9 protein-coding genes are annotated in these 12,749 nt (G+C 69.3%); 6 read left to right on the top strand and 3 right to left on the bottom strand.

Annotation, left to right across the window (positions count from 1 at the left end):
- Positions 1 to 17: 17 nt before the first annotated feature.
- Complete coding sequence (locus HDA45_RS11965; protein WP_184894679.1) at positions 18 to 275, top strand: hypothetical protein; 258 nt, start codon at positions 18 to 20, stop codon at positions 273 to 275.
- Positions 276 to 338: 63 nt separating this feature from the next.
- On the opposite strand, the gene HDA45_RS11960 is transcribed toward HDA45_RS11965, so the two are convergent.
- A complete protein-coding gene (locus HDA45_RS11960; protein WP_184894678.1) occupies positions 339 to 1,097 on the bottom strand; it encodes a S1 family peptidase in 759 nt (252 codons plus the stop codon).
- Between the two features lie 202 nt (positions 1,098 to 1,299).
- Positions 1,300 to 2,019 carry a S1 family peptidase gene (locus HDA45_RS11955; RefSeq protein ID WP_184894676.1) on the bottom strand — a complete coding sequence of 240 codons (720 nt, stop codon included), beginning with the start codon at positions 2,017 to 2,019 and terminating at the stop codon, positions 1,300 to 1,302.
- 560 nt (positions 2,020 to 2,579) lie between these two features.
- Between HDA45_RS11955 and HDA45_RS11950 the strand changes: the two genes are divergently transcribed.
- From HDA45_RS11950 to HDA45_RS11935, 4 genes are all read left to right on the top strand, one after another.
- Positions 2,580 to 3,521: a hypothetical protein gene (locus HDA45_RS11950; RefSeq protein ID WP_184894674.1), complete on the top strand. Its 942-nt coding sequence runs from the start codon at positions 2,580 to 2,582 to the stop codon at positions 3,519 to 3,521.
- A gap of 10 nt (positions 3,522 to 3,531) precedes the next feature.
- Positions 3,532 to 6,240, top strand: a complete 2,709-nt coding sequence (locus tag HDA45_RS11945; protein WP_221471097.1) for an AAA family ATPase — start codon at positions 3,532 to 3,534, stop codon at positions 6,238 to 6,240.
- A gap of 102 nt (positions 6,241 to 6,342) precedes the next feature.
- Entirely contained in the window at positions 6,343 to 7,179 is an 837-nt protein-coding gene (locus HDA45_RS11940; protein ID WP_184894672.1) for an alpha/beta fold hydrolase, read from the top strand.
- Between the two features lie 27 nt (positions 7,180 to 7,206).
- Entirely contained in the window at positions 7,207 to 7,905 is a 699-nt protein-coding gene (locus tag HDA45_RS11935; protein WP_184894670.1) for an alpha/beta fold hydrolase, read from the top strand.
- A gap of 854 nt (positions 7,906 to 8,759) precedes the next feature.
- On the opposite strand, the gene HDA45_RS11930 is transcribed toward HDA45_RS11935, so the two are convergent.
- Positions 8,760 to 9,794, bottom strand: a complete 1,035-nt coding sequence (locus HDA45_RS11930) for a hypothetical protein (protein WP_221471096.1) — start codon at positions 9,792 to 9,794, stop codon at positions 8,760 to 8,762.
- Between the two features lie 217 nt (positions 9,795 to 10,011).
- Between HDA45_RS11930 and HDA45_RS11925 the strand changes: the two genes are divergently transcribed.
- Complete coding sequence (locus HDA45_RS11925; protein WP_184894667.1) at positions 10,012 to 12,744, top strand: BTAD domain-containing putative transcriptional regulator; 2,733 nt, start codon at positions 10,012 to 10,014, stop codon at positions 12,742 to 12,744.
- Positions 12,745 to 12,749: the final 5 nt, after the last annotated feature.

Below are 12,749 nucleotides of genomic sequence, written 5' to 3'. Positions count from 1 at the left end.
ACAAGGAAGGTAGATCCATGTCTTCACGCACCGGCAAGGTCCTCGGCCTCGGCATCGCCGCGACCGGTCTCGCCCACTTCGCCGCCCCGGCGGCCTTCGAGCCCGTGACGAATATGGCCTTCGCCGACGACGTCCGCAACTGGACCTACCGCAACGGCGCCACCGAACTCGCCATCGGCTTGGCGATCGCGGCCCGGCCCACCCGGAAGGCCGGTGTCGCGGGGCTGGCCGTCTACGCCGGGTGGCTGGCGAAGCGTGTCCTCGCCCGGCGATAGTCGAGCAACCGAGGGAGCGGGCCGCCCACCGGCGTGGATCGGCGGGCGGCCCGCTCGCAGCGGTCAGACCCCGCTGGTCTGACGGATCCAGCTCCGGCCCGCGGCGACGCTGCCATAGCTGGTGGTGCTGGACCGGTCGCTGGTCGAGCACACGCCGACCTGGACGCCGTCGTCGATCATCGGGCCACCGGAGTCCCCGCCCGCGACCGCGCCGTTCGGGGTGTCGGCCGCGATCGCCGGGCCGCCGTAGTTGTCCTGGGCGCTCGTGTCGGAGATCCGGACCGACGCCTGCTTGAGCACCTTCGACTGGTGGTCGCCCTCGTGGTCGGCCTGGGTCGCGCCCCAGCCGTACACGCGGGCGGAGTCTCCTTCCTGAGCATCGGAAGTGCTGCTCGCGAGGCGAGCGAAAGTGCTTCCGCCGTCGGCGTTCAGCTTGATCAGGGCGAGGTCGCCATCCGAGTACAGGTAGGTCGCCGAAGCCTTGACGTGCGTGCCACCGGAAGCGCTGTTGGAACCGATGTAGAGGTCGATGTCCTTCAGGCGCTGCCCGTTGTTGTCGTACAGGCAGTGCTTGGCGGTGAGCACCCAGCGCGTGCTGATCAGCGTGCTGGTGCAGAAGAAGGTGTAGCCGTTGGCGTGGCCGTTGAACCGGGCGATGTAGCCGGGGTTCTGGGCCGTGCTGCCACCGATGATCGACGGCTGGGCATCGGGCGAGACCGGGGCGCTCGCCGCGGCGGGCGTGGCGGCAAGGGTCGCGAACGCGGCGCAGGTACCGGCGAGAAGGGCGACGGCGCGGGCGACCCGGCCGGTGGATTCACGCATGGGGACTCCTCGGGGAAAGGGGGAGAGGGACACTTCGAACGTATTCAGCCGAGGTGCCCCGGGAAATCCGCGAGAAGATCCGAAACGGTCAACGGGAAAGAACAGTTCTTTCGGCGGATTGCGCTGGGTGAAACTGTCCAAAATGGACGAAAACCGGTACGCCTCGACGGACGAGGCGTACCGGTTTTCCGTGCCGCGGCGCTCAGACGCCGGTCTGCTGCCTGATCCAGCTCAGGTGCTGGGCGATACCGGTGTAGAGGGTGCTGGTGGCGCATTCGCCGCCGTTGTCCCCGGGGCCGTGCGTCTCCCCGACCAGGGTCCAGCGTCCGGTGGTGCCGACGACCGCCGGTCCGCCGGAATCGCCGTGGCAGGCGGAATGCGTGCGATCGCCGGAGATGCAGACGTCACCGGAGCCACCGCCGCCGGCGTAGCAGGAGCTGCTGGGCAGCACCCGGAGGTCGATCTGGCGGAGTGTGGTTGGCGTGCTGCAGCTCGGCCAGCTGGTGCAACCCCAGCCGAGGAGCCGTGCGGTGGTGTTCGGCGCCGGATTGCTCGAAGCCATCGCGACCGGGGCGGCGCGGACGGCCGTGGACAGGTGCATGAGGGTGAGATCCGTGCCCGGCTTGTTGACCCGGCGGTCGATCCGGCCGACCTCGCCGCCGGAGTTCTTGTTCGTCGAACCGATCCTGCCCTGCGACGCGCTGCCGCAGTGAGTGGCCGTCACGATCCACTGGGGCGCGACGAGGCTGCCGCCGCAGCCGTTGTTGAGCGAGACCATGAAGCTGTAGGTCTCCGTGGCGGTGCCCCCTCCGATGATCGAAGGTTGAACACCCGAGTCCGTTTGAGCGTTCGCGATTCCGGGCGTGGACACCGCGAGTGCCGCCGCCAGGATCCCGAGAGCGACTGAAGCCAGTTTTCGCATGGTTGCTCACAATCGGGCGGCCGAGCCGCCTGGTGGTCGTGGATGAGCGAGGGTGATGCGGAATCCGGCAGAGGAGCTCGATGCCGGTCGATCCAAGATGTCCGACAACGGGATAAGCGGAATACCGTCCTAGGTAGGGAGACGAAAGTCGCGGATCGTTCCGCCCGGAGCCGGTACGCGGAACACCGGCTGCCTCGGCCTTTTCCATGGCAGGAGGTCATCGCGGCCGAAATCCCGGAACGTTCACGGTTTCGGCACGGGGCCGAGGGCGGCCGGGATTCGCACCGCTGGAATGGTTTCTCCTGATTGTCCGAAATCGCCGCGGAATCGGTCATCGCCGGACGGTTCGCACTCGAGGATTATGTGAAGAATCCGTGTCAACTGAACAGGACACTACTTTCTGCGGATTGCGCTCACGCCGCAAAACCGTCCAAGATCACCGCTGGAGTCCGGCGGGCCACGACCCCTGCCGAGGCTTGCCGTACCAAGGGTGCGACCGGCGAAGACCCGCCGTCCGCGGCTCCGGTTTCGACGCGATCGTTCTTTCGGGAGAGAATCCGATGTCGCTGTTCGTCGTCACCCCTGGGTCCTCGGCCGAGGAGGAATTGACGCGCGCGCTCGCGACAGGGCCTTTCAGCAAGGCGTTGTCACGGGCGATCGACCATAGTGGCCTCGGGCTGGGCAGAGTGAAGGAGCGGCTCGCCAGAGCGGGTGTGTCGGTCAGCACGACGACGCTGAGCTATTGGCGAACGGGCCGGACCAGGCCCGAGCGTCCCGAGTCGCTGCGCGCCGTCGCCTTGCTGGAGGGTTTTCTCGGGCTCCCCACGAGATCGTTGCTCGATCTGCTCCACCGGCCGGAGGGCGACCGCCCCGCGATCCGCCGCGTGGTCGGCTGGGACCGGCTGTGGGACCCGCGAGAGCCGGTGCTCTCCGTGCTGCACGCGTTCGAGTCGGCGGACGAACCGTCCCTTGTCCTGTTGAGCCTGCACGAGTCGCTGCACATCGGGGCCGATCGGACACTGACCCGGCTGCGGGTGCGAGAAGTCGTCCGTGCCACCGACGAGCCCGCCCAGGCCAGGGTCGTGGTCCTGCGTGGTTGCGCGCCGGGAAGCCCGCCGAGACTGGTGGCGACCCGCTATTGCGTACCCGGCCGCACCGAGGTCTTCCCGGAGCAGGCGCTCATCGTGAGCGAACTGGTGTCGAACCGGATGCTCGCCCCCGGGGAGACCGCGATCCTCGAATACGAATTCGAGTACACCGACGGGGTGCCCGATGATCGCCACGACCGGCGATTCCGCCACTCCGTGCCCGAGTACCTCCTCGAGGTCCACTTCGCCCCCGACGCGATGCCGGAGAGGTGTCATTCCTATCGGCTGGATCACGTCTCCGGTCCGGAGCGGGACGTCACCGACGTGCCGCTCTCGGTGCACTCCCCGGCGGTCGCCTTCACCGCGGCGGTGACGCCCGGCATCCTGGGAATGGCCTGGACCTGGCCTGTATAGGCTCCGTCGAGTGATCTTGTATGGACGTCACCAGGAGAAACTCGAGCTCGACCGCGCCTTGGCCGGGGCGCGGCAGGGCCGGGGGACGGCACTGGTGCTCTGGGGAGACCCCGGGATCGGGAAGACGGCGCTGCTGGACCACGCGACCGCCGCCGCGACCGGGTTCACCGTCCTGAGCTGCCGCGGCACCCGGATGGAGTCCGGGCTGGCGTTCGCCGCGTTGCACGAGCTGCTCTGGCCGGCGGTGGACCGGGTCGGCACCCTGCCACCGCCCCAGGCGGCCGCGCTGCGCGGCGCGCTCGGGCACAGCGAGGAGACCGCGGACCGCTTCCTCATCGGGGTGGCCACGCTCACCCTGCTCTCCGAACTCGCCGCCGAGCGGCCGGTCCTGATCACCGTGGACGACGCCGACCTGCTCGACGAGCCGACCGCCGAATGCCTCGCCTTCGTCGCCCGGCGGCTGCGCGCCGAACCGATCGCCCTCCTGCTCACCGGCCACACGGATCCGGCGGCGGAAGGTCTCTGGGAATCGGTGCCGGGGCTGGAGATCGGCCCACTGTCCGAAAGCGACGCGAGCGATCTGGTCCGCCGTGAGACGGCCGCGCCGGACGAGGAGGCCGTGCGCCGGACAGTGCGGACGGCCGCCGGGAATCCCTTGGCGTTGCGCGAACTCCCCGGCGTCTCGAAGGAAGCGGGGGAGCACGGCTCGATCGGACCCCGGCTCCGCCGCGCCTTCGGTGCCCGTGTCGCAAGGCTCTCACCCGCCGCGAGAACGTGGCTCCTGGTCGCGGCCGCCGAGGACAGGGGAGTCCACCACTCGGTGCGCGAAGCGGCGGCCGCTCTCGGGGCGAACACGGCCGCCGGGGACGAAGTCCTGCGCTCAGGCCTGCTGATGGTCACCGAGGGGCGGCTTCGCTTCCGGACGCCGCTGCTCGCGGCGGCGGTGTACGAAGAGGCCCCCTTCACCCAGCGGCAGGCGGTGCACCGCGCGCTGGCGCAGACGTTGCGCGGCAAGGACGACGAAGGCTTGCGGGCCTGGCATCTCGCCGCGGCCGCCGCCGAACCCGACGAAGAGGTGGCCCTCCTCCTCGAACGCAGTGCCGGGAACAGCCGCACCCGAGGTGGTCACGCGTCCGCGGCGCGGGCGCTGCGCCGGGCGGCCGAGCTGTCACCGGTGCCCTCCGAGGCGGCCCGCCGGTTCGCGCTGGGGGCGGAATCCGCCTGCGAGGCCGGGCAGGTGAGCACGGCACTCGACCTGCTCGACCGGGCCGACGAGCTGGCGTCCGAGGAGGCGGTCGCGGCGGCGAGCGGAGGTCTGCGGGGCCTCATCGAGTTCGCGAACGGCGACCAGGAGCACGCGCACCGGCTGCTGCTGCGAGACACCTACGCGGTGACCGACCCGGGAACGGCCGTCGAGCTGGCCTGCGTCGCGGTCCGGGCGGGTTGGTCGGCAGGCTCCCCCGAACGCCAGGCCGAAGCGTTGCACCGCCTGGAGAAACTGGCCGTCGACGGCGACTTCACCGAAGCGGCGCTGCTTCCCGTCCTCGAGCAATGGTGGGGCAGCGGACCGAGTCCGGTGCTGCGGCCGGACGAGGCCGCCACCCTGCTCGGCGCGGTGTCCTGGCGCCTGCTGCCTCCCGCGCCGCTGGCCGTCGCGTGGGGTGCGGAGCGGCCGATGGCGCGGGTGTACCGGCGCGAGGTGGAGAGGCTGCGCAGGACCGAAGCCGTCCAAGGGCTGATGCTGACCGTTTCCCAGACGGTGACGATCGACATCGTCGCCGGAAGGTGGACGGAGGCGGCGGCCAACGCGGCGGAAACACTGCGGCTCGCGGAGGAGATGAAGGCCGATCACGCGGCTTCGCAATGCCGCAACTCCCTCTCTTGGCTCGCCGCGCTGCGCGGCGACGAACAGACTGTCGCCGACCTCACGACGCGAACCTTGGAGCTGTCCGTACCGCGGGGAGTACGCGCGCTGACGGCCGCGGCCTATTGGAACCTGGGGCAGGCGGCCCTTTTCCTCGGGCGCCCCCAGGAGGCTTTGGATCACTTCGCGCGGCTGACCGAACCGGGGAACCGGGCGGCACACGCGACCTTCGCGCTGCTCGCGGCCGAGGACATGGTGGAGGCGGCGGTCCGCGTCGGCCGTCCTGAACAGGGCACGGTCGCCCTGAGGTCGTTGCGGACGTGGGCCGAGCGCACCGGGGCGGCCTGGGCCGTGGCCGCGGCGCATCGCTGTGCGGCGCAGCTGGCGGGAGAGGGAGCGGAGGACTCGTTCCTGCACGCGTTGGAGGTGCAGGGTGTGGCCGAGCATCCGTTCTCCCACGCGCGGACGAGGCTGCTCTACGGGGAGTGGCTGCGGCGGGCACGACGTCGCACCGAAGCGCGGGCGCAGCTGGCCGAGGCCGCGGAGGTCTTCCGGCGGCTCGGCGCCGCGCCGTTGCTCGAACGCAGCCTGAACGAAGAGGAACTGACCGGACGTCGGCCGAACCGTGCCCGGCCGGACGGCTTGCGGACCGACCCCCTGCTGACTCCCCAAGAGCTGAGGGTGGCGCGCCTCGCCGCCGACGGCCTCACCAACCGGGAGATCGCCGCCCAGCTCCTGATCAGCCCGCGGACCGTCGGCCACCACCTGTCGAGCGTCTTCCCGAAGCTGGGCATCGCGGGCCGGGCCGAACTGGCCGAGGTGGATTTCGAGGACGGGCCGCGAATAGGTCGGTGAGCTCGGTCACCGACCTATTCGATGACCGATGCCGAAGTGAGCGGAGCTGCCTAGCGTCGGCCGTGTTCGAGACCTCCTGAACGTCAAAAGGAAAACTGAAGAATGCACGAGAAGATCCGTTCGGGTGCGCGCCGCAGATGGCGCTTCGCCATCGGCGCGGTGGTCATCGCCGCCGCCACCCTGACCACCGGTGCCGCCTCGGCCACCCCGCGACCGGACGACCGGGTCAAACCCGCGATCCTGTTGGTACACGGCGCTTTCGCCGATGGGTCCAGCTGGAACGGCGTCGCCACGAGGCTCCGCCGCGACGGCTACGAAGTGACCATGGCCGCCGTCCCGCTGCGCGGCCTGACCTACGACTCCGCCTACGTCCGGAGTGTCCTGCGCACGATGCCGCGCAAGACGATCCTGGCGGGGCACTCCTACGGCGGCGCGGTGATCACGAACGCGGCCGCGGGCGAACCCAACGCCGCGGGCCTGGTCTACGTCGCCGCTTTCGCGCCGGACCAGAACGAAACCGTGGGCGCGCTGGACGGCCGCTTCGGCGGACCCGCCACGAAGATCACCACTCCGACGGAGTACCCGCTCCCGTCCGGCTCCGGGACGGCGGTCGAGCTGACCATCGCCCAGGACAAGTTCCAGCACTACTTCGCCCAGGACGTCTCCAGGAACGAAGCCCTGGCGATGGCGGCGGGACAGCGGCCTGTCGCCGTCGCGGCCTTCAGCGAGGTTTCCGGCGTCCCGGCGTGGAAAACCCTGCCCAGCTGGTATCTCCTCGCCCGCGACGACCGGATGATCCCCGCCGCCGGTCAGCGGGAGATGGCCCGCCGGATGAACGCCACCCTGATCGAACGGTGGGCGAGCCACGCGGTCACCGTGTCGCAGCCGGGTTCGGTGGCCGAGGTCATCGAGACCGCCGCCCGCCGCACCCGCTCCTGACCACCCCCACGCAGAAAGAAGTCCACTATGGACAAGCCAACCGTCGTGCTGGTGCACGGCGCCTTCGCCGACGCGGGCAGCTGGGACCCGGTCACCCGGATCCTGCGGCGGCGCGGTTTCCCGGTGATCGCCGCCGCGAACCCCCTGCGCGGCCTCGGCCATGACGCGGCCTACGTCAAATCGGTACTCGACGGGATCACCGGCCCGGTCATCCTGGCCGGTCACTCCTACGGTGGCGCTGTCATCGGCAACGCCGTCACCGAGGCCGTCACCGCGCTGGTCTACGTCGCCGCGTTCGCCCCGGACGAAGGCGAGTCGGCAGGGCAACTGGACGGCCGCTACGGCGGTCCGGCCACCGAGATCACCCTGCCCAGGCCGTTCCCCGGCCCGGCGGAACCGCCGTCCGTGGAACTGACCGTCGATCCGGCGAAGTACCACGAGATGTTCGCTCCCGACGTCGACGCCACCACGGCGGACGCGCTGGCCGCGGCCCAGCGTCCGGTCGCCTTGGCCGCGCTGCTGGAACCGTCCGGCCCGCCGGGGTGGAAATCTCTGCCGTCGTACTACGCCGTCGCCACCGCCGACCGGATGATCCCGCCCGCCGGGCAGCGCGAGATGGCCGCGCGGATGGGCGCGACCACCGTCGAGATCGAAGCCGGTCACGCCGCGATGTTCGGGCGGCCGGAAGCGATCGCGGATCTCATCACCACCGCCGCGAGCCGATGACTTTCGTCTGCCCGCACGACTTTTGAGACATGTCCTCCTCGGGCGGTGCCCGGCACGCTGACTTCGCGTCTGCTCGTGGCTGGCAAGAGCGTCCTGCTGCGCTGCTTGTACCAGGCACCGAAACCGGTGCGCGGGTCAGTTCACATCAGAGAGTCCGTCGTCTGCCGCGATACCGCTCGCAGGGCAGGGAGACGGACGGAAGCCGTCGCCTAGGAACACGATCTCGATAGCGGCTTCTCGGTCGAAGAGACCGTCCTCATGGGCCAGACACCGCACAAGAGTCTCCTGAAACGGGACAATACTGTGACTGCGACATCATGCGAGATGCAATGGACCGGTGGGGTGGCCTGGGCCTCCGCGGCGCGTCTTCGCCCGACCTTCAGACGCTCAAAGACAACGCGTACTGGTGGCGCGGGCGCTCGCGCAGAAGAGGCCAGTCCTGCTGTTGGAAGAACCGACCAACTATCTGGACATCGGTGCTCAGCTCGGCCTGCTCGATCTCGTCCGCGAACTTGGGCTGTCTGCCGTGGTCGCCCTGCACGACCTAGAACACGTCAAGACTTTACTTCGATGGCCTGGTACTGCTGCACTCGCCAAGGGATCACCGGCCGTCAGACATTCGTCACCGCCGCTTCCCCGGCCATGGAATGACGATTACCCGGCGGCTCAGTGCCCGAAGCCGACGCCTCCGGCCGCCGGGCGGATGGCCGGGCGCTTTCAAGAACGCCAGGGCCGTCCGCCCGGTAGCGGGGCTGCCGTCAGCCGGCCTTTGATGGCCGGACACGGTCGCCGGTGCCGTCTTCCGGAACGGAATGGATGATCCTGCGGGCTGTGGACATAGGACATTCTCCTTTCTAGTGAAAAGCCGGGCCGGTGAGCCGCATCAGACGGAAGCATTCCCTGCGCAGCAGGGAAGCGGACTCGCCTGGGGCGGACGTGATCCTTCGGACGACCTGCGTGCCGGGACGCGGCGTCCACCGTAACTGGGGTGCCAGCGGCACCTTGGGGTCCAAGACGGTCCCGTACTTGGCGACCGCTTCGCTGAGCGGTCCGATCTCGATCTTGGGGACCGGGTTGGCCAGATATACTGGCTTCTCCGCCGCCGCGGCACAAGCGGTGTCGTGTCCGTGATCGCCCACGACGAAGTCAGCCGCCGCGGCGACAGCCCGCCAGTCGTGCTCGGGCTGCAGGAAGTCCACTCGCTCACGCACTGATCGCCCGGCCCAGGCCAGCAGCTGCCGCCTGCCGTGTCGCGCCCACACCTCCGGGTCCAACCGGCAAGCCAGGCTGATTCGTTGTGACGGCAGGTCGGAAACGAGCCGCTGGAGCACAGCGGGGGTCCTTCCGAACAGCGAGTCGGGGCCCCGCGTTGACAGCACCAGACCCTGCCGTCGTCCACTGTGGGCCCACGCCTGTTCGTGGCAGGCCTCAAGCAGCTCGTCGTATCCGGGGTCGCCGATGACGGTCGCTTGTCTGCCCACCTGCGGCGCGCTGGCCCGGAGCCGGGTCAGGGCCCAGAGATGCGGCAGACCGATGAGCATGGGTTCGCGGCGGCCCAGTCGTTGCCGGAACACGTACGCGAGCGTGGTGGCGCAGCGACGGCCGCTGTGTCCCACGACGTCGCCATCCGCTGAAACTGCAGGCAGCACCAGCAAAGCGCCGTTCAGAATGCCGGTCTCGGCCGGATCCGTGGTGATCACCAGATCGAACCGCTCCCGGATCGCGCGTTCCCACGGCGTGGTGAGGGCACCGATCATGGCGAGGTAGTCACGGACGAGTTCTTCGGCAGGACCCGGTGGCCAGGTGAAGACGACCTGGATCCCAGGCTCCCTCTCGATCGTCCGGATGGCCGCGCTCACGCGCTCGCCTGCCGCCACACTGTGCACCACGGCCAGAACCACTCGCCGTATTTCGCAGGTTTGCGCGCCGTACCGCGCGGACCACCGCGGTGTGAAGTCTTCTGGGGGCGAGTAACCCATGGCTTCCTCCCTGAGCGTTGTTCCGGACCATGTCAACGTCCCAGCTGGGCGTTGCGGAAACCGTGGCGAAAAGCGTTGCAACCGATCGGGCGAGGACTCCCAGGCGCCGGTCTGGTTCACTGGAACCATGGACGAACCGGCGATCGACCTGCGGATTCTCGGCGCAGTGCGGTTAACGGTGAACGGTACGGAGATTCGACTGGAGCCCCGCCAAGCCACCGTTCTGGCGATCATCGCCGTCGCGGGCGGTGAGGTTGCCTCCGAGGAGCTGGCCGATCGATTCGGGGTGAGCCCGCCGACACTGCGGACCTACCGGGCGAGGCTTCGGGACAGCGCGGGATTCGAGCTGGTGGAGAGAAACGAGCGCGCGATGCAGCAACTGCTGGTCGCGCCGGACGCGGTTGATCTCTGGCAGTTCCAAACCAGGATCGCCCGCTGCGCCGGACTGCCGCCGCACCGGCGGCTGCCACTCCTGCGTGAGGCTGTCGGTTACTGGCAAGGGCCGCCGCTGGCCGGCCTCGACTCGCGTTGGGTGTACGACGAGGTGGCAGAGTTACAGTCGAAAGGTCGCTCGGCTTATCTTGAGCTGATCGGGCTCTCCTCGGAACACGAAGGGCCCGAACCCGCCGTGGTCCACGCGGAGCGGGCGGCCGGGCTCTTTCCGGACGACGACGAGATCCGGGCCATGCTGTGGCGGGCATGGGCTCGTTGCGGGCGGGCGAGCGCGATCGCCGACGATCTTCACCGGCGCGGGAAACTGCCTTTGGATCTCGGTTCGCCGTCGCTCATGGTGCTGCGAGGGGAAGCCGAAACCCTGATCGCCGAGGCTCGGCGGATCTCGGAGGCGGTCCCGGCGCGGGTGCCGAACCTGTTGCCTCCCGTGCGATCGACGGTTTACGGCCGTGATGCCGAACTCGCCTTTCTCAACAGCCTGACCGACAAGGGCAGCGGGGTCCGGGTCGTCACGGTGCGCGGGCTCGGTGGCCTTGGCAAGACCGAGCTGGTCGTCGACTGGGCACACCAGGTGGCCGCGCTGTTCCCCGACGGCGTTCTCTTCGTCGACCTCGGTGGGTTCTCTTCGTCCGGCACGGTCCGGCCTGAAGTCGTGCTGACGGCCTTCGCCAGGCAGCTCGGAATTCCCGCCGGCGAAGATGTGCTTTCCGCTTACCGGACCGCGGTGAACACGCGCGCGATCCTGGTGATCCTCGACAACGCCCGCGATCACCAGCACACGGTCGAACTCCTGGCGGCAGGGAAACAGAGCCGCACTGTCATCACGACACGAGCTGCGGCTTCCGCGCCGGCCGTTGCGGGCGGACGGGTGCTGGCCTTGAGCCCGATCAGCCCCGAAGCGAGCATGGAAGTCCTTCGCGAAGCCATCGGCGCGGCGCGAAGTGAGGAGGTGCCTTTCGCGGCGGCGAGACTGATGGAGGCGTGCGGCGGGATCCCGCTGGCGGTGCGGCTGGTCGCCGCGCAGGCACACCTGAACCCGGGTACGGGCCTGGAGCGCCTGCTGGTTCGGCTGGGTTCGGCGTCGGCGCTGCTCGCCGCGAAACCCGAAGGAGAGACCGCATTGCGCGACTCACTCGCGTTGTCGTACGCGCCGTTGTCCCCTGACGCCGCTCGGGTGTTGCAAGTCATCGCGCTCCATCCGGGCCCTGAGATCGCCCTGGAGGTACTTCTGTTCCTGTCAGGGTTGCCCGCGTCCTCGGCACAGGACGCGGTGGATGAACTGCTGCGCGGCAGCCTGCTCGATCCGCTACCGGGAGACCGGTTCCGCCTCCACGATCTGGTCCGGGCCTTCGCCCGGGAACGCGCGGCCGAGGAGCTGTCGCCCGAAGAGGTGTCCGCGGTGAGAGGGCGACTGCTGGGGTGGTTACTGGCTGCGGCAAGGCTATGTGACCGCGCCCTCCGCTCCGGCAGGGAGTTGCCCGACGACCTCGTGGTCGCCGATGGTGCGCCGCTGCCCGACCCCGCGACCGAGGACGACGGCCGGCAGTGGTTCGAGGCCGAGCACGACACTCTGCTCGCGGTACTGGATTCGCCGGATTTCCTGCCCTACGACACCTACCGGTGGCGCCTGCCGCTCGCGCTGTGCTGCTACCACACCCGCAACGGCCCGTGGCCTACTGCGGAGCGGCTGCTGGCTTCGGCCGCCGAGATCACCAAGGCAGAGCTTGGCGAGCCCGAGCGCACGCGATACCAGGCGGTGTGCCATCGGGTGCTGGGCAACATCCAGCGGAAGCTGCTTAAGTTCGGGGCCGCGGAGCGCAGCCTGGCTACTTCGATCACGCTTGCCGAAGGGATCGACGATCCGCTGGAGACGGCGAACGGTCACCAGCAGATGTGTGTCCTGCAGGAGAACCTGACGAATTGGGAGGCGGCTCGCCGCCATGCCACAGTCGCGGGCCGCCTCTACGAGGCTTTGGCCGATGAACGCGGGGTCGCGGCGACTCTGCCCACCGAGATCCACTGCCACCTTGAACTGGGAGAGCCGGAGCGAGCCCTCGAACGGGAGCCGTTCGCCGTCGACCTGATGAGCAGGGCGAGCACCCCGTACAACCGGGGTGCGTTGCACCGCGTCCTGATGGACTGTCACCTCAGGTTGGAGCGTTTCGAAGACGCGGTCGCCCATGGGGAGGCTGCCCGCGAGTGCTACCTCGAGTCCGGCGCGCCGACCAACGAGGTCCGGGTGCTGGCCGGGCTCGCCGGGGCGTATCGGGCGGCGGGACGTGTCGAAGACGAGCTACAGGCCCTGCGTGACTTCGTGTCTTGCTATGGCCGGCTACGCCAGCGGGAAGCCGAAGATCGGCGGCTGCACACAATCGTGAGAAGCAGGCTGGCCGCTGATAGTTCCTGAGGGAG

The organism is Amycolatopsis umgeniensis, from assembly GCF_014205155.1.
GTDB lineage: Bacteria > Actinomycetota > Actinomycetes > Mycobacteriales > Pseudonocardiaceae > Amycolatopsis > Amycolatopsis umgeniensis.
The sequence above is the reverse complement of the archived record's forward strand: the minus strand, read 5'-3'. Positions and strand labels throughout refer to the sequence as shown.